Origin of the sequence: Haloferax sp. KTX1 (genome assembly GCF_902410085.1) — an archaeon.
GTDB lineage: Archaea > Halobacteriota > Halobacteria > Halobacteriales > Haloferacaceae > Haloferax > Haloferax massiliensis.
Window position 1 is genome coordinate 127,889 of the sequence record NZ_CABPRH010000008.1, and the last position, 23,360, is coordinate 151,248.

Sequence of the window (23,360 nt, forward strand, 5' to 3'; positions counted from 1 at the left end):
GCCCGCGTCCTCACTGCTCCGACCGCTCGTACACGTCCGGTCGCGCGTGCTGGAGCGTCTGCATATCGCGGCGGATATCGTCCAGGTGCGACAGGTCGATGGTCGCGGTGACGACCCCCTCGCGGTCCTGCGCCTTCGAAATCACGTTCCCCCAGGGGTCGACGACGAGCGTGCGGCCGTAGGTCTCGACCCACGACGGCTTGTCGCCGATTTGGCCGGGCGCGATGACGTACGCCTGATTCTCGATGGCTCGGGCGCGAAGGAGCGGTTCCCAGTGGTCTTTGCCGGTGTGCATCGTGAACGCCGCGGGGACGAGAAGGACGTTCGCGCCGGACTGCGCCATCGTGCGGTAGAGCCCCGGAAACCGGAGGTCGTAGCAGATAGAGAGGCCGAACGATGCGAGGTCGGTGTCGACCGTCACCGGCCTATCGCCGGGGGCGACGTGGTCGGACTCGCGGTGTTCGACGCTCCCGTCGAGTTCGATGTCGAACAGGTGGACCTTCCGGTAGGTGTCGAGCACCTCGCCGCTCGGGCCGACGAGCGCCGACGTGTTGTACACCCGGTCGTCGTCGGGAATCCGCTCGAAGAAACTGCCCGTGTGGACGTAGACGCCGTGCTCGCGGGCCTTCTCCGAGAAGCGCCGAATCGTTGGTCCGTCAAGCGACTCCGCGACCTCGGCGAACCGCTCTTCCGGGCCGATGAAGGTCGTCATCTCCGGGAACGCCACGAAGTCCGCGCCGTCGGCCGCGGCCTCGTCGAGGAGGCCGAGCGCCCGCTCCACGTTCGCCGCCTTGTCGTCTCGCGAGTCTAGCTGGCACGCGGCCGCCACGAATCGGGACATCTCGTCGGAATACTACGCGGACCGACGACATGGTAGTCACGGTTACTCGCTCGGATCGAACTCCAGATAGACGAGTCGCTCGTCTCCGACCGTCCAGCCGTGGTGCCCCGGCGGGATGGTCGCGGTACGGCCGGCGGTAATCTCCGTCCGCGTCCCGTCGTCCAGTTCGAGGCCGAGCGTCCCCGAAACGACGTAGATGTCGTGTGCGTTCTGACAGTAGTCGGGTTCCGCGCTCCCGCGGTCGCCGTCGGTTCCCCATTCCGGTTCCAGCGTCGCCCGCGTGACCGTCACGCCGTGCAGTTCGACGGACTCCGTGCGGCCGGCTTCGAGCGCCGTCGGGTTCGCGTCGGAAAGCTCCGTGACGACCAGTTCGTCGACTTCTGTACTGTCTGCCATAGAACACGTTCAGCGGGCGTGATAGTATCTCTTGCGCCGGTACCAAACCCCGGTCACAAAAATGTAAGAATGTTTTTCAAACTCCATTCATCTACTACTTCAGACATTTATTGATCGCCGGGAGCTGTCGTCGCCGACCTCTCAGTCCGCGAACAGAACCACCAAGGCCCCGGACGTCGAGTACAGTTCAAACTCCGCAGTCAAACCCCGCCAACATATATAATATCTTATCTGTCTCACATACACGAGTATGGTCTCAATTCCTCGCTTTTCGGCCCTTTCTCCGGCGTGGAACGCCGCGCTCGTCGGGGCAATCGCATCGATACCCGTCAGTACGCTTGTAAACTGGCTCCCAGATTCGGAGGCGACCGTCGGCGCTGGTATGATGCTGTTCGGCGGGTTCATCGCTGGGGCCGTCGCCGCGGTCCGCTCTGTGGATTCGGACGCCGCCGGTCTCCGCGCTGGCTTTCTCGGTGGTGGTCTCGAACTACTCATATTCACCGTGACGACGGCACCGACGGCGGCGTGGCCGCTGTCCAGAGTCGCGTTCTTCGCGGTCGCCGGGGGAGCCATCCTGTGTCTCGCCCCGCTCTTTGGACTGGGATGCGGTCGAATCGGTGGGTGGGTAGTGCAAACTATTGCCTCACGGCGGAACTTGCCCGTGAATACGTCGTAGCTTCATCGCGGCATCTCACACCGAACTACCAAATTTTAAAGATATATTTGAATATGATATATCCTCTGATATTGATGCTCGCTCTCGGGTTCGAACATCTCCTTGGACCACTCAGCGACGAGAATGCGAACTCGTTCAGCAACGATAGGGCCACCCGTTCCTCAACGGGGAACAGATCACGCCGCGACGCGCGCCGCTCCGCTCACTCGTCGACGGGTTCGAGGGGGTCGGTCTTCCCCCATCGCGCCGACGCGCCCTCGGTCGGTGCCGCCCACTCGACGGCGTTGTCGATGACCCGTTTGACCTCGTCTTGGTGGAAGATGGGGTACTCCTCGTGGCCCGGTCGGAAGGCGAAGATCCGCCCGCGGCCGCGGCGGTAGCAGACGCCCGAGCGGAACACGTCGCCGCCTTCGAACCACGAGATGAAGACGGTCCTGTCGGGTTCGGGGATGTCGTAGGGCTCGCCGTAGGTCTCCGTCGCCGGGATGACGAACTGCTCGTCGAGGCCGTCGGCGATGGGGTGGCCGGGGTCCGCGACCCAGACGCGTTCGCGCTCGCCGCCGTGGCGGTACTTGATGTTGCAGGTCGTGCCCATCAGCCGCGTGAACGGCTTCGAGTTCTTCCCCGAGTGCAGCGGGACGAAGCCCATCCCCTCGTGGACGCGCTCGACGACGCGCTCCGCGACGGCGTCTGTCACCTCGTCGTTGGCGCAGTGAGACCACCAGACCAGTACGTCCGTCGCGTCCAGCGTCTCCTCGTCTAACCCGTGTTCGGGCTCCTGTAACGTCGCCGTTCGCACCTCGCGGTCCGGTGCCTCCAGATGCTCCGCGACGGTCCCGTGGATTCCCTTCGGATACCGCTCTGCGACTTCCGGTTCCTCTCGCTCGTGGACGTTCTCGTTCCAGACGGTGACTCGTGTCGGCATGCGCCATACTGTTCGCCCCCGTTGATAAATTCTCTCACCCCGAGCGTGACGGCGGTCCTCGTTCACTCGCAAAATACGTTCCCCAAACGGGAACAACGTGTGATGAGAAAGAAGAACGGCTACAGACGACGAATATTGGATTTCAGCTATCATAGCTGACGAACTGCGAGCTGTCGCCCCGATATTTTCGACCCGTTTGCGTTACAGGCGTAAGCATGTAATGTCGGTCTGGTGGGATTCTCTCACGGCCCTTGCCCCGCACTCACGTGATACTCCCTGATTAATAATTCCCGACACGGGAACAGCATTCGGCTCGGAGTTCCCGGTTCGAGACGGTCTGATAGCTAATCGCCGGTTTCGAGACCTCTCAGTCGCTCTCCCGAATCGTGAGATTCCACACGTCGAATACTGACGTTCCCCTGATGGGAACGAATCTGCGGTTTTCGAATCCTCGTACGCGTCTTCCGAACTCCGCGCGACGCGGCCGGAGCCCCGCTTACGACCCCGTCGCCGACCGCGGGTGGTCGTAACTCGGGTCATCGACGAAGCGGTCGAGGCCGGCGCGAATCGACATTCGGCTTCCAGCCGGGAGCCGAACTCGGAGCGCGTCCGTGCCTTCGTCGCCGTCGCTCGCGCTGTCGGTGCCTCCATCGCCGTCGTCGCCGACGCGGGGCTCCGTCCCGTCGGTCTCGACCGTCGTAAAGCGGTGTTCGCCGTACGCGCCGGCTTGAACGACGACCTCCTCCCGTCTCGCGCCGGTGTTGACGAGCGTCAGTTCGAGTCCGTCGCTCGTCACCGACTCGACGAGCGCGGCAACGCCGGTCGGGAGTCCCGGCCGCTCTCTTCGCGCGTCGAAGTGGCGCACCTGCGCCATGACGAGGCCGCCGTAGTAGACGGGCTGTGGCGCTCCCATCGTGAGTTGGAGCAGCGCCTTGTGGAACGCCGGGTTCCGGTCCCTGAGGTAGTCCTCGTCGACGGTCGCCGGTTCGTTCCCCTCGGCGTCGAACAGGCGCAGTCGCTCGTCGACGTGCTCGCGCGTCGCGTCGAGAATTCGGTCCGGGTAGTCAGGGAACTCCCCGTCGAGGTAGGCGAGCCACGCGTACTCGTGGCCGTCGCCGTGTTTCGTCTTCGCGCGCGGGTCGACCCGCCGCCAGTCCTGTTTCCCCCAATCGCGGAGTCGGCGGACCCGCCTCCGGTCCTCCTCGCGCATCGACATGTACCAGAGGTGGACCGCGTAGGGGTCGTCCGTGTGCGGCTGGAACTCGTACCAGCCGTCCCGCCACAGCACCTCGCCGTCGTCTTCCGTGAGGACGCCCGAGGCGTCGTAGTGGTAGTCGCCCTCGCCGCCGTACTTGTGCGGGATGTGGAGGGTGCTGTGTACGCCGTCTTCGGCCACCTCGATGCCGTTTTCGATGAGCACGTCGAGCTGGGACCGCGGGAAGTCGAGATACTCCCGGTCGCCTTCGAGCAGGACCGCGTTCTCGGCGGCGACGGTCGGTCCGATACCGATGTAGTGCCACCCGCCCCACGACCAGCCGTAGTAGCCGCCGTACCACGACCCGTCTGTGTACTCGCCGATTTCGCCCGAGCGCCCGACGTTGTCGGGGATGATGCCGCCGTTTTCGGCCGTCCGCTCCCGCCACGCGTCGAGGTAGTCGGTCACCCACTCGCGGTAGCGGTCGTCCCCCGTGTGGAGGTAGGCGTTCGTCATCAGGCTCGTGATGTTGAGGTTCAGCGGGATGTCGCCCTTCGCGCAGCGCTCGTTCAACACCTCGAACAGGCGCTCCTCGTTCGCCGGGTCGAGGAGGTCCGCGGCCTCGTCGAACTCCAAGTCCCGCCACGGGAGGCCGTGTCTGGCCCAGCGGTAGTCCGCGCCGTAGGGGTGGTGTTCGTAGGCGGAGAAGTCGCAGAACTCCGGGCCCATGCTCCCGTTCATCGGCCCGCGAACCACCCGCTCGTCGGCGTCGTAGTTCCCCGTCTCCGAGTCGGCGGTGTAGAACTCCGCGAACTTCGTCGCCCGGTCGATGACCGCGTCGTCGTCGGGCGCGGCGAGGCCCATGTTGTACGTGTAGAGATTGCCCTCGCCGAGGTGGAACCAGTCGCGGCACTGTTCGAACTCGTCGACGACCATCGGGTGGCCGAACGGCGTTTCGGTCGCCGCGCCGCGTTCGAGCGCGGCCTCGTACGCGCGGCGGGCGTGGTCGAGCAGGCGTTCGTCGCCCCCCATCGCGTACAACAGCGGCCAGTTGTAGAACCCCTCGACCACGTCGTCGAAGCCGTCGACGCCCACGTGGTCGTCGGGCGGCCAGAACGGCTCCCCGTCGGGACCGGTGTAGTCGTCGACGAACCGGTCGACCGCGTCGGCCGTCAGGTCGAACAGTGCTCGCTGTTTGCGCGCCCACGTCGGCGGTCGCGTCGCCTCGGCGGTCGCTTCGAACTCGCGCATGCCCACATACCCCGCGCCTCGGGTGATGAATATTCGGGTCGCGCGAGTCGCGGACGCCGAGGCGGCTCGGTTCGCGGCGCTCCGAGCGGTCGCGCTGTTGCCGCACCGCTGTCGCCGAACCACAACCTTCAGTCGTCACTCTCCGCGCCGACAACGCGATGTAGCCTCTCGTCGCTACTGCGGGCTATCGCAGTCGCTCTCGCGGCCCTCGGTCTGTCCGGTCGTCGGTCGTTGTCGGTCGCGGTCGGCGTCTTCCGTCGGTCGCGCTCAGTCGATGAGGCGTTCGATGTCGTCGTCGAGTTGGTCGTACAGCTCCTCGGCACGGCGCTCGTCTTCGGCCGACAGCGACCGAATCGGCTCGCGGACCGACCCGCCGCGCAGTCCGGCCAGTTCGAGGCCCTTCTTCACCGCCGGGACGCTGATGGCTCCGTTGAGGCTGTTGTTCTGCCCGGTCTGGTCGCGGAAGTTCTGGTAGGGCAGACAGATGTTCCGAATCTCGCGGGCGCGCTCCCAGTTCTCCTCGGAGAGCGCCTCGAACAGCGCGAGGCCGACTTCCGGCCGGAAGTTGCTCACGCCCGCGGAGAACCCTTCGATGCCCTCGTTCCAAAACGAGACGGCGTACGGTTCCGCGAGGCCGTCCACCCAGACCGCGTCGTCGCCGGTGGCGCTGGCGGCCGCGCCGAGTTTCACGGCGTCTTCGATGGCGTACTTGATGCCGACCACGCCGTCGAGCCCCGCGAGGTCGCGGAGGTAGCTGATTGACGGGTCGAACCCCTTGACGTACGGCACCAGCGGGGCCGACGAGGCGTCGGCGAGCTTCTCGTAGTAGCGAAGCAGGCCGCGCTCGTGGACGTAGGTGTGGTCCGGCGGCATTATCATCATCCCGTCGACGCCGATGCGGTCGTAGGCGTCGATGAGCTCTGTCGCGCCGGCCGTACTTCCGCCGACGCCGGCGAGGACGCACACGTCGGACGGGAGCGCGTCGACCGCCGTCTCCGTCACGTCGACGCGCTCCTGCTGGGACAGCGAGTGGTACTCGCTGATGTTCGCCGACGCGAGGAACGTGCGGATTCCCCCGTCGTAGAGCGTCGTCGCGTTCGCTGCCAGTTCGTCGTGTTCGATGTCGAGGTCGTCGTCGAACGGGGTGAGGAGCCCGGCGGCGACGCCGCGCAGGTGCTCGCGCACACCGCTCTCTGCGAGTGGCATACCCGAACCACCGGGTACTCGCGCATAAATCTTCGGACGGTGGTCGCACGCGATGCCGAGCGCCCGCGGACCGTCACAACAGTTATCTGCCCCATCTCTGTAGTCGCACCCATGCCGCGTCAGACAGACTCGTCTCCAATCGCCGTCGGAGTCGTCGGCCTCGGAAGCCTCGGTCGTCGGCTCTGTCAACAGTTCGTCGAACTCCCGCGGTCGGACCTCGTCGCCGTCTCCGACGTGGACCCCGACGGCCTCGCCGAGGTCGGCGACTCCTTCGACGTTCCCGAGGCGCACCGCTACCGGTCGTTCGAGGCGTTCCTCGATTCGGCCCCGATGGACGCCGTCGCCGTCGCGACGCCGAACGGCCTGCACTACGAGCAGACCTCGGCCGTGTTGGACCGCGGCCTGCACGTCCTCTGCGAGAAGCCGCTCGCGACCGACGCCGAGGAGGCCTACGAGCTCACGACCCGCGCCGAGGCGAGCGACCAGACCGTGATGGTCGGCTACCAGCGGCACTTCAACCCGGCCTACAAGCGCGCCCGCGACGAGTGGGCCGACGGCGACCGCGTCCCGCGGTTTATCACCGGCGAGGTGACCCACGACTGGCAGTCCTACTACGAGCAGGAAGACGACTGGCGGATGAACCCCGAGTTGAGCGGCGGCGGCCACCTCCTGAACGTCGGCACACACGTCATCGACGCCATCCTCTGGACGACCGGCCTCACGCCGACCCACGTCAACGCCTACGTCGACTTCCACGACGACGAGCAGGTGTTCGACCGCCAGTCCTCTATCAACATCGAGTTCGCGGAGGGCGCGATAGCGAACGTCTCGGACACGGGCGTCGTCGCGCGGACCCGCGAGCACGTCCACATCTGGGACGACGAGGGCGCGATATACCTCGAAGGCCACGAGTGGGACGACCGAACCGGCTACGTCATCGACGACGAGGGGACCGAACACCACCCCTACGACGGCTACGAGCGGTGGCTGAGCAAGGGCACCGCGTTCCTCGACGCCATCGAGACCGGCGAGACGCCGCCCGCGACCGCCCGCGACGGACTCAAGGCGGTGCTCATCACGATGGCCGCCTACGAGTCGGGCCGCCGCAACGAGCGCGTCGCCCTCGACGAACTCTACCCGTTCGCGTCCGACGTCTTCCAGTAGCGCGCTCGTTTTTCCCGCTTCTCTCGGCCGTCTCCTTCCCGTGTCTCCTGTTCCGAAGCGGAGTTTTATCGTGGTGGCCGAGTCTGTAGAGGTATGCGAATCGCGACTGTCAGCGGCTACGCTCTCTCGTCACCCATCGAACCGCCGCAGGATCGCCCCTTCCACGGCGGCGTCCGACGCCTCCTCAAACGCGACGTGGTGCTCGTCGTCGTCGAATCGGCAGACGGCACCCGCGGCATCGCCACCGCCGGCGCGAGCAGTTCCGCCATGCGGGAGTACTTCGAGGGCGACTCGCAGGGAACCTTCGCGGACGTGGTGAACGGCGCGGTCGCCGACGCGCTCGAAGGCGAGACCGTCGAGGACGTCGAAGACGCCCACGCGATACTCCGCGACACCGACCTGCCCGACCGACTCCGCCGCGAGGCCATCTCGGCGCTCGACGTGGCGCTGTACGACATCCGCGGGAAGGAGGTCGGCGCGCCCATCTACGAACTGCTCGCCGACGAGTACGGCACCGACCCGACGACGGAGATGCCCCTGTACGCGAGCGCCGGGATGTACATGGAACCCGAGGGCTACGCCGAACAGGCGGCGACCATCCGCGACCTCGGCTTCTTCGGCTACAAGTACCGACCGGGCATCGGCCCCGACGGGGACCGACGGACCATCGAACTCCTCTCGGATGTCGCGGGCGACATGGAAGTGATGCTCGACGTGCACACGTGGTGGAAGATACGCGACGGCTACGACCGGGAGACGGTCGAAGACCTCGTCACCTTCGCCGCCGAGCGGGACTGCTACTGGGTCGAAGAGCCGGTCTCGCCGGACGACCACGCGGGCTACGTCGACCTCGCGGAGACGGGCGCGCCGCTGGCCGGCGGCGAGAGCGAACCGACGCCCGAGGGACTCGTCGCGCTCGGCGAGACGGGCGCGGTGGACTTCCTGCAGGGCGACGTTCGACACCACTGCGGCTACACCGGTTGTCGCCCCGCGGTCGAGTCCTGCGTCGGCCGCGACGTGGAGTTCGTCCCGCACAACTTCGGCACGTGGGTCGGCCTGCTCGCCAACGCGCACCTCGTCGCGGCCGCGCCCGAGGTGTCGCTCCTCGAATATCCGGTGTTCGAGGGCGACCCGCTCCTCGACGCCGACACCGACCCCGGCATGTACCCCTTCGACCTCGCGTTCGACATCATCGAGGGACGGCCGGCCGTCGAGGACGGCGTCCTCTCGCTGACCGACGACCCGGGGCTGGGAATCGAGGTGAATCTCGACGCGCTCGACGACTACCCGTTCCGCGACGGGCCGTGGACCGAGTTCCACTACGACGACGCCGAGTGACGCAGACGGCGATGTGGCGGTCGTCGTCTCAACGCCGCGTTTCTTTTCGAGTCGTCGAACGGGTCAGCGCTATTCGGCGTCGCGCTGTTCGACGCGGACCGCGTGCGATTCGAGCCACTGCCGGAGGCCGCTCTCGGGGACGTGCAGTTCCCGGTTGTTCTCGGCGAGGTCCGGATAGCCGCCGACCGCCGACTGGCTGTCGATGTACTCGCCACCGAAGTTTCGGACGTTGTTGATGACCCGCCGGTCCTGATACGTTCGGTCGCCCGGGCGCGCCCCGGCGTACGCGAGGTTGTGTCGCGTCGCGTCGGCGGCCGAGAGCGGCGAAAGCCCGTCGGGCCACAGCGGCGGTTCGTCGAGGAGCGTCACGTCGGGCCCGTACATCGGCGTCTCCGGGTCGGTGGTGTTGGCGTCGCCGTACACCTCGCCGCCGCCCTCGATATTGTAGTCTCCCTCGTCGACCCGGAGGAACGAGTTCCCCACGATGCTCGCGACCGTCGAGTCGCCGAGATTGACCGACTCGTTGTAGTGGTACATGACGTTGTTCACGAGCGCGCTGCGCGTCTCGGCCTTTAGTCGCGGATTGCGACCGATGTTGTGGGCCCAGACGTTCCCGTACAGCGCGACCTCCTCTGCACCGTCGCCGACGAGCGACCCATAGGAATGGGTCCCCTTCGGGTGCGTGGCGTCGGCCAGTCCCTCGGCCATGATGCAGTTCGAGTAGGTCGTCCGCCGCGAGTCGTACCCGGGCGACCCGTTCTCGTCGACCGCCCAGGTAATCGAACAGTGGTCGATGACGTTGTTCTCCGTCTCGTCGGCCGTCCGCACCCCGTCGGGAATCCAGCCGACGTCCTGTCCGGCGTCGCCCGGCCGAACCCGGATGTGTCTGAGCAAGCAGTCGTCAGCTTCGACCCAGAGCCCGCCTCGGACGAGCGTGATACCCGGCGACGGGGCGGTCTGTCCGGCGAGGTACAGCTCGTCCTCGTCGATAGTGAGCCGTTCCGCGCCGAGGTCGATGGTTCCGCTGGTCTCGAACGCGACGACGCGCGGTCCGCTCCGGTTGACGGCGGCCTCGAACGCCTCGCGCGTGGGCTCGGTCACAGTGTACACCGGCGTGTCGTCGTCGAGCCACGGGGCCGCATCGGCGAACCCGTCGTCGGGGTCGAAATACGACCCGGTGGACGAGTCGGCACGCTCGGAACCGTCCGCTGCCGCGGCCGAATCGGCCGCGAGCAGAGCCGAACTCCCGATAGTTCCGACGCCAATCGCTCTCATAAACTCCCGTCTGTTGTGTCTCATGGTAGCTAACGTGTGGCATGATTGCCAGCGATTGTCAATCAAAGTGAAAATTAATGAAAGTTATGGCCATTTGACATCGTTGGTTCGCGCTCCTCGGGCCGGACACCCCGAAACCGAGTGAAATCGGCCTCAAGCGCCTCGGTCGCCCCACTCGGCACCGTCCCGTCGGTGGGTCGCCGCCGCGCCGCCGCTCGACCGCTCGGCACAAGCTATATTGTACCGGTCCGCAGTGTAGCCGACATGGAAATCACAGACATCGACGTCATCCCGATATCGCACCGCCTGCCCGACGGGCAGGGCCTCGGCGACGCGCGCGGGTTCGGCCACGACAGGGCGACGACGCTCATCCGCGTCGACACCGACACCGGCGAGGTCGGCTGGGGCGAGGCGTTCGCGCCGGGGAGCGTCGTCGCGCCCGTCGTCGACGAGTTCTTCCGCGACGACGTGGTCGGCATGGACCCCTTCGACGTGCGACGCCTCGCCGAGGAGTCGTACACCGACCCGTACCACTTCGGCGGGAGCGTCTTCGTCCAGAGCGCCCTCAGCGGCATCGACGTGGCGCTGTGGGACCTCGTCGGCAAGGCGACCGGGAAACCCGTCCACCGACTCCTCGGCGGAACGCCCCGCGAGACGCTCACCGCCTACGCCTCGACGATGTACTTCACCGAGGAAGACCGTGACATCGCCGAGCCGATTCGCGACGCCGTCGACGAGGGTTTCTCCGCGGCCAAGATAAAAATCGGCAACGGCACGGACTCCGACGTGGAGCGGGTCCGGACCGCCCGCCAACTCCTCGGCGACGACGCGCGGCTGATGGTCGACATCAACGGGAACTACCGCCCCCGACAGGCGATTCGAACCGCGAAGGCAATCGAGGAGTTCGACATCACGTGGATGGAAGAGCCGGTCCCGCCGGAGAACCTCTCGGGCTACCGCGAGGTCAAACGCGGCGTTGACGTGCCCCTCGCGGCCGGCGAGGCGCACTACGGCCGCTTCGAGTTCAAGCGCCTCGTGGACGACCGGACGGTCGACGTGGTCCAGCCCAATCTCGGGCGGTGCGGCGGGCTCTCGGAGGCGAGCCGCATCGCCGACCTCGCCAGCACGGAGAACGTGGCGGTCCGGCCCCACATCTGGAACAGCGCTGTCGGCCTCGCCGCGGCGGTCCAGTTCGCGGCGTCCGTCTCGGACTACCCGCACACCCGACACGTCCCGGACCCGATGATGGTCGAGTTCGACCGGAGCGAGAACCCGCTCCGCGACGAGATTCTGCGAACCCCGTTCGACCCGATCGGCGGCGAGGTGGACGTGCCGCAGGCCCCCGGTCTGGGCGTCGAAATCGACGAGGACGCGGTCGAGCGCTACCGAGCCGACCGCTGAGCGCGGGTCGCTCGTTCGTCTCCCTCGCTCGTCCCCCTCGGTCACCGCGCCGCCGAATCGACGCCTCCACCCCGTCTCGCGGGATAGTTTTATGCGCCGGAGCACCGTTGCACCGGTATGCAGTCATCGCTAGTGGTAGTCGACAGTGCGGACTCCAACGAACGCCTCCTCGCCGAGGCGGGACAAATCGCGGCCGGCACGGACACGCCGCTCGTGCTCCTCACGCGCGTCACCGAGGACGAACTCGTCGAGAACGCCGAGACGTTGCAGGCGATGAGCGACGCCGCCAACACGTCGCTGGAGTCGAACTCCGCCCGAGAGGTCGCAAACCGATTCGCGTCGCAGGCCGCCGACGAGGCGTTCGAATCGCTCGACGGGACCGTCGAGTACGACGCCGTCAGCGTCGTCGCCGAGGAGAGCGAGTTCGCCGAGGAGGTGATTCGCGTCGCCGACGACCGCGGCTGTGACCACGTCTACGTCGCCGGGCGACAGCGCTCGCCGACCGGCAAGGCGCTGTTCGGCGACACCGCACAGCGCGTTGTCCTCAACTTCGACGGGCCGGTCACCATCCTGACCGAGTGACGGAGCGACCGGACCCCCGGAAACGACAGCTATTTGCGACCGCGATTCGTCACGTGTTATCACATGTATCAGCTGTCGGAGCAAGCGGAGCCTGTACCGTCGGGTTCGTCCCGAACCATCGACATCGGCTACATCGGCGGGGGGAGTCAGGGATGGGCGCACACGCTCATCAACGACCTCGCGCAGTGTCCTGACCTCGCGGGGAGCGTCACGCTGTACGACGTGGACTACGAGATGGCGTCGAAGAACGCCCTCCTCGGAAACCGCGTGATGGACCGCGAGGAGGCGGTCGGCGACTGGTCGTTCGAGGCGACCCGGAGCATGGACAAGGCGCTCGACGGGGCCGACTTCGTCATCTGCTCGATTCAGGACCCGCCCGGTGAGACGTTCGTCCACGACATCGACGTGCCACAGGAGTACGGTATCTATCAGACGGTCGCCGACACCGTCGGTCCCGGCGGGGCGATTCGAGCGTTGCGAGCGATTCCGCAGTACCGCGAAATCGCCGCGACGGTCCGCGAGCGCTGTCCGGACGCGTGGGTCATCAACTACACCAACCCGATGACGGTCTGCACGCGGGCGCTCTACGAGGAGTTCCCCGACATCAACGCCATCGGGCTCTGCCACGAGGTGTTCAAGACGCAGGAGCTGTTCGCCGAGCTGGCGGAGCGCCACATCGACGAGGCCGAGGACGTCGCCCGCGACGAGGTTCGGGTGAACGTCAAGGGCGTCAACCACTTCACGTGGGTCGACGAGGCGCGGTGGCGCGACCGCGACGTGTTCCGGTACCTCGACGAGGAGCTCGACCGCCGAAAGCCGCTTTTCGACCGCGAGCCGGGCGACCTCGACGCCGAGTCCTACTGGGTGAACAACGACGAGGTCGCCTTCGACCTCTACGACCGCTTCGGCGTGCTGGGCGCGGCGGGCGACCGCCACCTCGTGGAGTTCGTCCCGTGGTATCTGAGCGTCGACGACGCCGAGGAAGTCCAGCGCTACGGGATTCGGACCACGCCGAGTTCGGCCCGCGTCTCCGACGACGAGGGCCCCGACGAGATGGAGCGCTACCTCGAAGGCGACGCGGAGTTCGAGTTCCGCGAGTCGGGCGAGGAGGCGGTCGACATCATGCGGGCGCTCGCCGGCGAGGGGACGTTCGTCACGCACCTCAACTACCCCAACGAGGGGCAGGTCGACGGCCTTCCGGAGGGCGCGGTCGTCGAGACGAACGCGCTGCTCTCCGGCGACGACGTGACGCCCCTCTGTGCGGGCGGCCTCCCCGACGAGGTCGAGAGCATGGTCGAAACCCACGTCACGAATCAGGAGACGCTGGTGCGCGCGGGCTTCGAGGGCGACCTCGACCTCGCGTTCCAGGCGTTCCTCAACGAACCGCTCGTCACCGTCTCGCGCGACGAGGCACAGGAGCTGTTCGCGAAACTCGTCGAACTGGAGCGGGAGTACTTCACCGACTACGACCTCAACGCGTCTGTCTTGCGGGCGTAAGCCGGACCCCCCGCGAACGCGTCACTCCCCCCGCTTCCGGGGCCAGCTATTTATCTCGCCGTTCAGTCGGTACACGCGATGTCGAGCGCAACGAGCCGCGGCCTGAGCTTCGGCTGTCAAGTGGTCAGCTACGGAAACGTCGAGGAAACTATCGAGCGGGCGGTCCGAGCCGAGTCGGCGGGATTCGACGCCGTCACCGTCCCGGACCACCTGTTTCACCCGACCGGCTCCGAGGAGTATCTGGTGGACCCGCCGTGGGAGGCGTTCTCCGTCCTCGGGGCGATAGCCCAGCGCACCGAGGAGGTGACGCTCATGCCCGGCGTCGCGGACTCGGTGCGCCGCCACCCGACCGAACTCGCGCACGTCACGGCCACGCTGGACCGGATGACGGACGGCCGCGCCGGTCTCGGCATCGGGGCCGGCGAGGCGTTCAACTTCGCGCCGATTTCGGACATCGACTGGGACGACCCGTACTCCCGGTTCAGGGAGTGTGTCGCCGTCATCGACGGGCTGTGGGACTCGACGGCGGACGAGCCGTTTTCGTTCGCGGGCGACTACTTCGACCTCGACGACGCGCACATGGGACTGAACCCGGCACAGGAGCCGCGACCGCCGCTCTGGATCGGCGGCTACGGCGAGAGCATGCGCGGGCTGACCGGCGCGGTCGCGGACGGCTGGTTCCCGTGGATTTACTCGCCCGACGAGTACGCGGCGGACCTTCGGAAAGTCCTCGACGTGGCCGCGGACCGCGGCCGCGACCCCGACGCCATCGACCGCGCGGTCATGGTTCCGACGACGGTCTCCGGCGACGGCGACGAGGCCCGCGCGGCCGGCATCGAGCGCAACCGCGTGAACCTCGCGCTCCGGCCGCCGCTCCTCGCCGATATGGGCTACGAGGACGTCGCGGAATCGACGCCAATCATGTGGCAGATGGCGTTCGACGAGGAACAGGAGCGGCAACTGTCGGCGGCGGCCGAGCGCATCCCGGACGAGGCCGTCGACGAGGTCTGCGTCGCCGGCGACCCCGAGCGCGCCATCGAGCGAATCGAGGCGTTCCGCGAGGCGGGCGTCGACAACCTCGTTCTCATCCCCGTCGGCGACTTCGAGGAGACGATGCGGCACTACGAGAACGAGATTATTCCGTACTTCGGTGAGCGGTAGCGCGGCGGGACGAACCGGAAACAATGTTCCCCGGAGGTCCACCGGGCGGCTCAGTCGGTCACTCCCGTGCGCCGTCGCCGACCCCGCCGGATTCCCGTCGGTTGTCGTCGTCTCCTCTGCCCGCGTCGATTCGCGGCTCCACGCCGAACCGGTAGTACGCCGTCCAGACGGCCGACACGGCGGCGACGATGGCCAACAGCGTCGGCGACCACTCCATGCCGAACTGCTGTGCCAGCCACATTCCCGAGAGCAGGACGCCGAGGACGAACACGAACACGGTCAGGTCAGCGGCTCGAAGGTTCATGACCCGACGTTCGGAATCGACCGGGATAAACGTTCACACGCCGCCGTCGACGCCGCGGCCGCCCCGCTCAGTCGCGGACCAGCCAGCCGACGGCGTTGCGGAGCAGTCGGCGGTAGTCGTCGTTTTCGAGTGCCTCCGCGGTGTGGCCGAGCGAGGCGTAACAGACCCGGCCCGCGCCGTACTCGCGGGCCCACGCGACCGGGTAGTCGGCGAGGTCGGGGTGGGCCATGCGCGCGAGCACGGTCACGTCGTCGTCAACGTCGACCTGATACGGTTCGTCGAACACCTCGAAGTCGTCGACGCCGTCGGTCACGTCGTGGTCCGCGACGATTTCGACGCCGAAGGTGGACTGCTCGGGATGGGTGAGGAAGTGGCCGCCGAGGAGGTCGCGGAAATCGGGAAACGGCTCGTCGCGCTTGTCGAGGCCGCCGTTTCCGTCGTGGACGTTCGTCAGGTCGGCGGCGCAGTGGAGACCGAGGTACGCCCCGCCGTCGCGGACGAAGCCGAGGAGGCCGTCCAACTGCTCGGGGGGCAGGGTGGCGTCCGTCAGGTAGTCCACGACGAGGTCGTAGCCCGCGAGGTCGGCGAGGGCGTCCCTGTCGGTCGTCGCGGTCACCGCGGCGGCGTCGCCGATGGCGGACTCGATGTGCGGTCGCATCTCCTCGAAATCGTGGAACGAGAAGGTCGTCTCTCCGATGACTAGCGCTGACGGCTGTTGCATGGTCTGCCGTTCACGACCCGCGCGAAAAGCCGTTTCGGTGCGACCATCGTCCACTCGGTGAACCCGACCGGGGCGACCGCTCACTCGAACTCGATGCGCCCGAAGAACTCGGGGGAGTGGTACGTCGGCTCCGGCAGTTCGATTCGGTTCCACGTCCCCTTCTGCGCGTCCGGGAGGCCGCTCCGGTAGAAGTTCCCGCGCCAGACCGTCCCCGAGTCGAGTTCGAGCGAAAGGCCGGTCAGCGACCGGAGCGTCGAAACCGGGAGCCGCGCCGCGAGCCACCACGAGTCGTCGTCGGGGGACGCGTCTTTCGTGGGGCCGGGAACCGACGTCTCCACCTCGACTGCCGCCGCGTCGGCCGGCGAGACGAGGTCGCGGCCGACGTCGCGCTCGCGCCAGTCCGGCTCCTGCCACGCGAGTTTGAACGCGCCGCAACAGTTCGCCTCGAAGTTGACGTACCGTCCCGTCGAGCCGTCGTCTGGTGGTTCCGGCGTGGCGAAGCACTCGACGGAACTGTCCTCGAACGTCGGCCCGTTCAGCTCCGTCACGTCGGCGGTTATCTCGCCGTCCTCGACGTGGAACTGGAGGTAGAGCGCCGTCGGGTCGTACAGCGCCCTGACCGTCGTCTCCGGGCCGGGTTCGTCGCCCCACGCGTACTCGTCCAGTCGGGCGACGTTCGCCCGCTCCCACACCGTGCCGTCGACCGCGCCGGTCAGCGGGACCGCTCTGGCCGCGTCGGTGCGGCTGACCTCGTAGGTTCGCATACGACTCACTCACTCGACCCGCCCCAAGAGCGTTCCGCCCGCGGCCTTCCGCCTCGCCAATCTTTATTGGATGGTAGCGTCACACCCGGTCGTAGTGGTAGTCAATCAGCAGGCTCGACCAGCGGGTCGAGGGCAGCGAAGCGCGCTCGCGCTCATCGGCCTCTCGCGCGTCGCGTGCGGGTCGCTCTTCGGCACGGCGATGGCGCTCTACATCGGCGAACAGGGGTCGCCGTTCGCCGTGAGCCTCGCGTACGCGGCGTTCTCGTTCGGACTGTTCGTGTTCGCCCCGGTCTGGGGCGCAATCGCCGACATCACGGGCCGCCGCCGGGCGATACTCGTCGGGACCGCGTTCCTCTCGACGCTCGCTATCGTCCCGCTGACCCTCACCGCGTCGGTCCCGCTCCAAATCGTCTGCCGAGGCCTCTTTGCGGTGTTCACCGCCGGCTTTCAGTCGGTCATTCTCACCATCGTGAGCGAGTCGGGCGGCGAGTCCGGCCGCGGGCGCTCCATCGGCTTTTACAGTAGCGCCCGCTCCTCGGGGGCCATCAGCGGTCGGCTGTTCGTCGGCTACCTCGTCGGTCTGCTCGTCCCGACGGACCTCTATCTCGTCGTCGTCGGGCTCGGCCTCGTGGCGACGCTCCTCACGCTCCGCATCAGCGACCCGACGCCGCCCTCGGAGGCGACGCTGACCGCGGGCCGACTCCTGCGGGAGGTCCGCGGCCGACTCCTCCCCGGCGGCACGCGGCGCGAACTGTTCGAGCGGACCGGTCTCGGCTGGCTGTACGTCGGTCTCGTCCTCCGGAACATGACCGAGAAGGGGTTCATCTCGGTCGTTCCGGTGTTCCTCGTCGCCGACGTGGGTCTGTCGAACGTCGTGATGGGTGCCGTCCTCGCGGTCAGCCCCGCGGTCCGTGTGGTCTCGATGTACGGCTTCGGTCGCCTGAGCGACGCCGTCGGCCGAAAGAAGCTCATCGTCGGCGGCCTCGCCGGCAGCGGCGTGCAGGCGCTCGTCATCGTGCTCGCGCTCGTCCCCGACGGGCGACTCGCCCGCATCGGTATCAGCAGCACCGCCTTCGTCGTCCACGCGGTCACGTTCTCCATGCTCACCGTGGGCACCATCGCCTTCGTCGCCGACGTGGCCCCCGTCGACCGCGAATCCGAGCTAATGGGCCTCCGCTCGACCGCCCGCGGCCTCGGCGGCGTCCTCGGGCCGCTCGTCGTCGGCGCGCTCGCAACCCGCTTCGACTACGCGACGGCGTTCGTCTGCACCAGCGTCCTCGCGTTCGTCGCCGCCGGGCTGGTCGGGCGGACGCTCACCGAGAACTTCTCGCCCGACTGAGGCCGCACGACCGCACAACTACGCGACCCGGACCACCGCTCGAAAACGCTTATCACACCGCCCGCTGACGTTCGAGTCGATGACGACTACAGTCACCCCTTCGCCCGACGGTGAGCGCCGATGACCGAGACGCCGGTTCGGGTCGGCATCGTCGGCTGTTCGAGCATGGGTCACTCTCACGCCGAAGCGCTCGCCGACATCGACGACGCGACACTCGTCGGCTGTGCCGACCACACCCCGGAGACCGCTCGTTCGTTCGGCGAGGCGCACGGCTGTCCGTCGTACACCGGCCACGCCGACCTGTTCGCCGACGCCGCGCTCGACGCCGTCTGCGTCTGCACGCCCAACGGGGCCCACCGCGACATCGTCGTCGACGCCGCGGCAGACGGCATCGACGTGCTCTGCGAGAAGCCGCTGGAAATCACCGCCGCCCGCGTCGACGACATGGTCGACGCCTGCCGCGACGCCGGCGTCACCCTCGCCTGTATCCTCCAGCGGCGGCTGTTCCCCACGATGCAGTTCGCCCGCGAGGCGGTCCGCGACGGCCGGCTCGGACGGCTCGTCTTTGCCGACGTGCGGGTGAAGTGGCACCGCGACCGCTCGTACTACGACGACTCGTCGTGGCACGGGAGCGCCGATCTCGACGGCGGCGTCCTGTTCACGCAGGCGCTCCACGGCATCGACCTGCTCCAGTGGGTCGCGGGCGACGTGACGCGGGTCGCGGGCACCGGCGACGCGCTGTCCCACGACGTCGACGCGCCCGATACGGCCGCGCTCTCGCTTCGGTTCGAGGACGGCGCGGTCGGGCAGGTGTCGGCGACGACGGCGACGCGACCCCAACAGCCCATCAGTCTCGAATTCAACGGGACGGAGGGAACGCTTCGCGTCACCGAGACGGGCGTCGAACTGTTCGAAGTGAGCGGGGAGAAACAGCCCGTCGAACTCCCCGACCCGCACCCCGATGGCCCGCACGTCGCCCAGATACGCGACTTCGTCGCGGCCGTCTCCGAGGGACGACCGCCGATGGTGCCGCCGGACGAGGCGAGGGCGGGGCTGGACATCGTCTTCGCCGCCGAGCGCTCGGACAGCCGCGGCGAGTGGGTGTCGGTGTCGTCGCTCGGCGATCTCGGCGATCTCGGCGACACGGACGACTGAGCGCGCTGACTCGCCCGACGACTGCCTCGCGCCCGCGCCCGTCAACAGCTATTTGGGCCTCTCCCGCGTCGCCCCGGTATGGAGCGCGTGACTCTCGGTATCATCGGTTGTGGAGCCATCAGCGACGTCTACTTCGAGGCGGGGAACCGCTTCGACGCCCTCGACATCGCCGCCTGCGCCGACCTCGACGCGGACCGCGCGGAGTCGAAGGCGGACGAGTACGGCGTCCCCCGCGTCCTCCCGACCGAGGACCTGCTCGCGGACCCTGAAATCGACGTGGCGGTCGTGCTCACGCCGGCGGGAACCCACGGTGACCTCGTGTCCGCCGCCCTTCAGGCGGGCAAACACACCTACACCGAAAAGCCGCTCGCGGCGACGAAGGCCGAAGGCGAGGCGATTCTGGAGACCGCCGCCGAGCGCGGACTGACCGTCGGCGTCGCGCCCGACACCGTCCTCGGAACCGGCATCCAGACCTGCCGCGACCTCATCGACGAGGGCCGCATCGGCGACCCCGTCGGCGCGACGGCGTTCTGGTCGAACCACGGCCACGAACACTGGCACCCGGACCCCGACGGTTTTTACGAGGACGGCGGCGGTCCGCTTTTCGACATGGGGCCGTACTACCTCACGTCGCTCGTGACGCTTCTCGGCCCGATTCGGTCGGTCGCCGGCACCGCGAACACGCCGTTCGCAGAGCGCGAGATAACGAGCGAACCGCGCCGCGGCGAGCGGATTCCGGTGTCGGTGCCGACCCACGAGACGGCCGTCGTGACCTTCGAGAACGGCGCGACGGGGACGCTCCTCACGAGTTTCGACGTGTGGGAGTCCGAACTGCCGGGGTTCGAGATTTACGGCACCGAGGGGACGCTGAGCGTCACCGACCCCAACCGGTTCGACGGGACGCCCCGCGTCCACCTCGGCGACGACGACGACGGCGAGTGGCGCGAGATTCCCGTCGAGCGCGACCACCCCGGTCAACAGCGCGGCCTCGGCCTCGTCGACCTCGCGTACTCGCTCGATTCCGACTGGGACCACCGGACCAGCGGCGACCTCGGGTTCCACGTCCTCGAAGCGATGGACGGCATCCGCGAGTCCGCCGAAGAGGGCGCGTACGTCGAACTCTCGGCGCAGTGCGAGCGCCCCCCGTCGGTCCCCGACGGCTTCCCGACTGACGTCGGCCCGGCGGCCGACGCGGAGTGAACTCGGGAGCGGATAGGGAATCGGTGCGGGAGCGAAAACGGGCGTCAGTGCGGGAGCGAAAACGGGCGTCAGTGCGGGAGCGAAAACGGGCGTCAGTGCCGGCGGCGGTGTCGACGCGGCGCGGACGGTGGTTCCAATCGAGGCTTTTCTTTCAGTCGGCCGGTTGCTCCGCTTCGTCCGCGACGTCGATGTCGAGGTCGTCGCTGAGCGGTTCGCTGTTCCGGTAGTCGACTCTGTCGTGGGCGTCGAAGCAGGCCGCCTCGTGGCGGTCCGACGGGCCGCTCATGCCCGAGAGGTCCGGCGTGTTCGACGTACAGTACTCCCGCGCCTCGGGACAGCGGGTGTGGAACCGACAGCCGCTCGGCGGGTTCTCCGGGTCCGGGATGTCGATTTTCCTGACCGGCGGCGTCTCGATGGGGTCGTTTATCTCCGAGAGGCCGGAAGTCGCCCACAGGAGACTCTTGGTGTACGGGTGCTGGGGGTTCTTGATAATCTCGTCCGCCGGGCCGATTTCGACGATGCGGCCGAGGTACATGACGGCGATGCGGCCGTCGGCGCGCCCGGCGAGATAGCGGGCGTTCGCCATGTTGTGCGAGATGAAGACGAACGAGGTGCTGAACATCTCCTGCAGTTCGAGGAGCAGGTCCATCAGGTTCACCCGCAGCGACACGTCGAGGGCGCTCACGGCCTCGTCGGCGAGGATGAGGTCCGGTTCGAGGAGCATCGACCGGACGATGACGGTCCGCTGGGCCTCCCCGCCGCTCAGTTGGTGGGGGTACCGCGAGGCGTAGTCGTCCGCGGGGGTGAGGCCGACCGTGTCGAGCATCTGGTGGACGAGCTCTCGCCGTTCGACGAGGTTGAGCTCCGGCCGCCACTTCTTCAGCGCCGGGTTGAGGTTCTTGAATATCGTCCGGTTGGGGTCAAGCGAGTTCCCCGCGTCCTGGTGGACCATCTGGAGCGACTTCCGAATCTCCTTGTACGGGATGTCGCCGGCTTCGAGGTCGGACTTCCAGATGTCCTGCCCGCGGAAGCTGACCGTCCCCGAGGTGGGCCGTTGGAGGCCGATCATGGCCTTTCCGAGCGTCGTCTTGCCACAGCCGGACTCGCCGACGAGCGCGACCACGTCGTTCTCGCCGATGTCGAGCGAGACGTCGTCGACGGCGCGGACGACGCCCTTGTCGTCGCCGAGGAAGCGGTCGAGGATGCCCTCGTTGCCGCCGAAGTGGACGCTCAGGTCGTCGACGCGGAGCAGGGGGTCGGCGCTCATTTCGAGACCTCCTTCTTGAGGGGAATCGTCTCGCGGGCCTCGTCCGTGTAGAAGCACGCGGCCCCGTGGTCGTCGGACACCTCCATGAGGTCAGGGTTCGTCGCCCGGCACTGCTCGTCGGCGAGCGGGCATCGGGTGTGGTACGAACAGCCCTTCGGGACGTTCAGCGGGTCCGGGCTCGTCCCCTCGATGGACGCCATCTCGTCGAGGTCGGCGTCGATGTCGGGTATCGAGTTGAGGAGCTCCCGCGTGTAGGGGTGGGCGGGGTCCATGACGATGTCTTCGACCGGGCCGAGCTCCAGCAGTTCGAAGGCGTACATCACCGCGAGGCGGTCGGAGATGCGCGCGACGTGACTCAGGTCGTGCGTCACGATGACGATGGTGAGGTCGTACTCGGCTTTCAGCTCCGAGAGGAGCTTCAGAATCGACTGCTGCATCAGGAGGTCGAGCGCGGCGGTCGGCTCGTCCATCACGAGCACGTCGGGGTCGAGGATGAGGCTCAGCGCGATGAGCGCGCGCTGTTTCATCCCGCCCGAGAGCTCGTGGGGGTACGCGTCGAGGACGCGGTCGGGTTCGAGGTGCACGTCGGAGATGAGCTGTCGGGCGCGCTCCATCCCCTCTTGGATATCGTAGTCGTGCGCGCGGAGCGTCTCGACGAAGTGGTCGCCGATACTGAGCGTCGGGTTAAAGGAGTCGAGCGCCCCCTGAACGACCATCGAGACCCGTTCCCAGCGGAACCGACGAAGCTCCTCTTTGCTCAGTTCGTTGACCCTGATCGGCTCGCCGCCCTCCGGCGGGTTGAACACCACGTCGCCGGTGAGCGTCCCGGGGGAGTCGATGGCGTCGAGCATGGAGTCGGCCAGCATCGACTTGCCGGACCCGGACTCGCCGACGACGCCGAGCACCTCGCCGCGGCGGACGTTTATCGACACGTCGTCGAGGACCCGCGCGTCCCCCCGTTCCATCGCGAACGCGACGCTCGCGTTCGTTATCTCTAAGACGTTGTGCTCGGCAGATGGCTCGTCTGGCATCTTCTGTTTGGTGTGTTGCGTCGCCATGGTCAGTCCCTCTCGTCGGTTCGTGCGCCGGGCGAGCGTCCCCACCCGTTACGCGTGCCTATCGTCAACATGTGACCGTAGTAGGGAACTATCATGTTCAATCCTACTTAACACTTTCCGCCGGCGCGGTCGGGACGACTCGATTTCGGCCGCTCGGGTCGGCTCGACCGCCGATACCGGCAAACTATAAGTCCGTCCGTGATGACCGTGCTGACATGGCGCAAGCCCAACTGCAACAGAACGTGCTGTGGACAGTTCGCTCCAAACTCGGCGGTATCACGACGGGGGTGATTCTCATCGGCGCGCTGTTGATTCTCACGGGTGCCGCCCTCCAGACCGGCGTCTGGGCGGGAATGTTCGGAATAATCGGCGGATTGCTGGTGTTCGTCGCCGTCGCGTTTCGGGTGCTTTTGTGGGTGTACCGACTGGTCTGATCACATCATGGTGAACCCGTAGTACACCCCCACGAGCAGGATCACGAGTATCACGAGGCCGAGCAGGTACCGCGTCGTATTTCCTTCTTTCTCCACTTTCATGGCTGAAGTCCGTTTCGTAGGTCGACAGCGCGTGTGTTAACCTTTTCCCTGCGACCGAGTGACACGGATGCTCCCGGCGCGAAACGACCGAAAAAACAGCGACGCGAA

Annotated in this window: 22 protein-coding genes; 11 read left to right on the plus strand and 11 right to left on the minus strand. The window is 67.3% G+C overall.

Annotated features, from left to right (window positions below; all coding sequences use genetic code 11):
• Window positions 1–10: 10 nt before the first annotated feature.
• Complete coding sequence (locus FY251_RS13665) at window positions 11–841, minus strand: carbon-nitrogen hydrolase family protein (protein ID WP_148415470.1); 831 nt, start codon at window positions 839–841, stop codon at window positions 11–13.
• A 42-nt stretch (window positions 842–883) separates the two neighbouring features.
• Window positions 884–1,237, minus strand: a complete 354-nt coding sequence (locus FY251_RS13670) for a hypothetical protein (RefSeq protein WP_148415472.1) — start codon at window positions 1,235–1,237, stop codon at window positions 884–886.
• Between the two features lie 250 nt (window positions 1,238–1,487).
• Here FY251_RS13670 and FY251_RS13675 point away from each other — a divergent pair, with 250 nt between their 5' ends.
• Window positions 1,488–1,913: a DUF5518 domain-containing protein gene (locus FY251_RS13675; protein WP_148415474.1), complete on the plus strand. Its 426-nt coding sequence runs from the start codon at window positions 1,488–1,490 to the stop codon at window positions 1,911–1,913.
• A gap of 202 nt (window positions 1,914–2,115) precedes the next feature.
• Here the strand turns inward: FY251_RS13675 and FY251_RS13680 are convergent, their stop codons facing one another.
• The 3 genes from FY251_RS13680 to FY251_RS13690 all read right to left on the minus strand — a co-directional run bounded on the left by FY251_RS13680 (window position 2,116) and on the right by FY251_RS13690 (window position 6,490).
• Window positions 2,116–2,838 carry a ThuA domain-containing protein gene (locus tag FY251_RS13680; RefSeq protein ID WP_148415476.1) on the minus strand — a complete coding sequence of 241 codons (723 nt, stop codon included), beginning with the start codon at window positions 2,836–2,838 and terminating at the stop codon, window positions 2,116–2,118.
• Window positions 2,839–3,334: 496 nt separating this feature from the next.
• Window positions 3,335–5,284, minus strand: coding sequence for a hypothetical protein (locus FY251_RS13685; protein WP_148415478.1), 1,950 nt, complete (start codon window positions 5,282–5,284; stop codon window positions 3,335–3,337).
• A gap of 267 nt (window positions 5,285–5,551) precedes the next feature.
• Complete coding sequence (locus tag FY251_RS13690) at window positions 5,552–6,490, minus strand: dihydrodipicolinate synthase family protein (protein WP_148415480.1); 939 nt, start codon at window positions 6,488–6,490, stop codon at window positions 5,552–5,554.
• Between the two features lie 111 nt (window positions 6,491–6,601).
• Between FY251_RS13690 and FY251_RS13695 the strand changes: the two genes are divergently transcribed.
• The gene (locus FY251_RS13695; protein ID WP_148415482.1) at window positions 6,602–7,654 is read left to right on the plus strand and encodes a Gfo/Idh/MocA family protein; all 1,053 of its coding nucleotides are present in this window, start codon (window positions 6,602–6,604) and stop codon (window positions 7,652–7,654) included.
• Between the two features lie 93 nt (window positions 7,655–7,747).
• Complete coding sequence (locus FY251_RS13700) at window positions 7,748–8,992, plus strand: mandelate racemase/muconate lactonizing enzyme family protein (protein WP_148415484.1); 1,245 nt, start codon at window positions 7,748–7,750, stop codon at window positions 8,990–8,992.
• 69 nt (window positions 8,993–9,061) lie between these two features.
• Here the strand turns inward: FY251_RS13700 and FY251_RS13705 are convergent, their stop codons facing one another.
• Window positions 9,062–10,267, minus strand: coding sequence for a hypothetical protein (locus FY251_RS13705; protein ID WP_148415486.1), 1,206 nt, complete (start codon window positions 10,265–10,267; stop codon window positions 9,062–9,064).
• A gap of 264 nt (window positions 10,268–10,531) precedes the next feature.
• On the opposite strand from FY251_RS13705, the gene FY251_RS13710 reads away from it, so the two are divergent.
• The 4 genes from FY251_RS13710 to FY251_RS13725 all read left to right on the plus strand — a co-directional run bounded on the left by FY251_RS13710 (window position 10,532) and on the right by FY251_RS13725 (window position 14,908).
• A complete protein-coding gene (locus FY251_RS13710; RefSeq protein ID WP_148415488.1) occupies window positions 10,532–11,668 on the plus strand; it encodes a mandelate racemase/muconate lactonizing enzyme family protein in 1,137 nt (378 codons plus the stop codon).
• Between the two features lie 132 nt (window positions 11,669–11,800).
• Window positions 11,801–12,250, plus strand: coding sequence for a universal stress protein (locus FY251_RS13715; protein WP_148415592.1), 450 nt, complete (start codon window positions 11,801–11,803; stop codon window positions 12,248–12,250).
• A 63-nt stretch (window positions 12,251–12,313) separates the two neighbouring features.
• The gene (locus FY251_RS13720; RefSeq protein WP_148415490.1) at window positions 12,314–13,747 is read left to right on the plus strand and encodes a glycoside hydrolase family 4; all 1,434 of its coding nucleotides are present in this window, start codon (window positions 12,314–12,316) and stop codon (window positions 13,745–13,747) included.
• A gap of 78 nt (window positions 13,748–13,825) precedes the next feature.
• Window positions 13,826–14,908: an LLM class flavin-dependent oxidoreductase gene (locus FY251_RS13725; RefSeq protein WP_148415492.1), complete on the plus strand. Its 1,083-nt coding sequence runs from the start codon at window positions 13,826–13,828 to the stop codon at window positions 14,906–14,908.
• Window positions 14,909–14,966: 58 nt separating this feature from the next.
• Here the strand turns inward: FY251_RS13725 and FY251_RS13730 are convergent, their stop codons facing one another.
• The 3 genes from FY251_RS13730 to FY251_RS13740 all read right to left on the minus strand — a co-directional run bounded on the left by FY251_RS13730 (window position 14,967) and on the right by FY251_RS13740 (window position 16,697).
• Window positions 14,967–15,212 carry a hypothetical protein gene (locus FY251_RS13730; RefSeq protein WP_148415494.1) on the minus strand — a complete coding sequence of 82 codons (246 nt, stop codon included), beginning with the start codon at window positions 15,210–15,212 and terminating at the stop codon, window positions 14,967–14,969.
• A 67-nt stretch (window positions 15,213–15,279) separates the two neighbouring features.
• Complete coding sequence (locus tag FY251_RS13735) at window positions 15,280–15,933, minus strand: ThuA domain-containing protein (protein WP_148415496.1); 654 nt, start codon at window positions 15,931–15,933, stop codon at window positions 15,280–15,282.
• Window positions 15,934–16,013: 80 nt separating this feature from the next.
• Window positions 16,014–16,697 (minus strand): carbohydrate-binding family 9-like protein, encoded by a 684-nt coding sequence (locus tag FY251_RS13740; RefSeq protein WP_148415498.1) that lies wholly within the window; start codon window positions 16,695–16,697, stop codon window positions 16,014–16,016.
• 94 nt (window positions 16,698–16,791) lie between these two features.
• Between FY251_RS13740 and FY251_RS13745 the strand changes: the two genes are divergently transcribed.
• The 3 genes from FY251_RS13745 (at window position 16,792) to FY251_RS13755 (ending at window position 20,391) form a co-directional block, all read left to right on the plus strand.
• Entirely contained in the window at window positions 16,792–18,036 is a 1,245-nt protein-coding gene (locus tag FY251_RS13745; protein WP_148415500.1) for an MFS transporter, read from the plus strand.
• Window positions 18,037–18,156: 120 nt separating this feature from the next.
• Window positions 18,157–19,191, plus strand: a complete 1,035-nt coding sequence (locus FY251_RS13750) for a Gfo/Idh/MocA family protein (RefSeq protein ID WP_148415502.1) — start codon at window positions 18,157–18,159, stop codon at window positions 19,189–19,191.
• A 78-nt stretch (window positions 19,192–19,269) separates the two neighbouring features.
• Window positions 19,270–20,391 (plus strand): Gfo/Idh/MocA family protein, encoded by a 1,122-nt coding sequence (locus FY251_RS13755; RefSeq protein WP_148415504.1) that lies wholly within the window; start codon window positions 19,270–19,272, stop codon window positions 20,389–20,391.
• Window positions 20,392–20,542: 151 nt separating this feature from the next.
• Here the strand turns inward: FY251_RS13755 and FY251_RS13760 are convergent, their stop codons facing one another.
• Window positions 20,543–21,658 (minus strand): ABC transporter ATP-binding protein, encoded by a 1,116-nt coding sequence (locus FY251_RS13760; RefSeq protein WP_148415506.1) that lies wholly within the window; start codon window positions 21,656–21,658, stop codon window positions 20,543–20,545.
• Window positions 21,655–22,716, minus strand: coding sequence for an ABC transporter ATP-binding protein (locus FY251_RS13765; RefSeq protein WP_148415508.1), 1,062 nt, complete (start codon window positions 22,714–22,716; stop codon window positions 21,655–21,657). The genes FY251_RS13760 and FY251_RS13765 overlap by 4 nt, the downstream gene beginning before the upstream one ends.
• A gap of 215 nt (window positions 22,717–22,931) precedes the next feature.
• Here FY251_RS13765 and FY251_RS13770 point away from each other — a divergent pair, with 215 nt between their 5' ends.
• Window positions 22,932–23,150 (plus strand): hypothetical protein, encoded by a 219-nt coding sequence (locus FY251_RS13770; RefSeq protein ID WP_148415510.1) that lies wholly within the window; start codon window positions 22,932–22,934, stop codon window positions 23,148–23,150.
• Window positions 23,151–23,360: the final 210 nt, after the last annotated feature.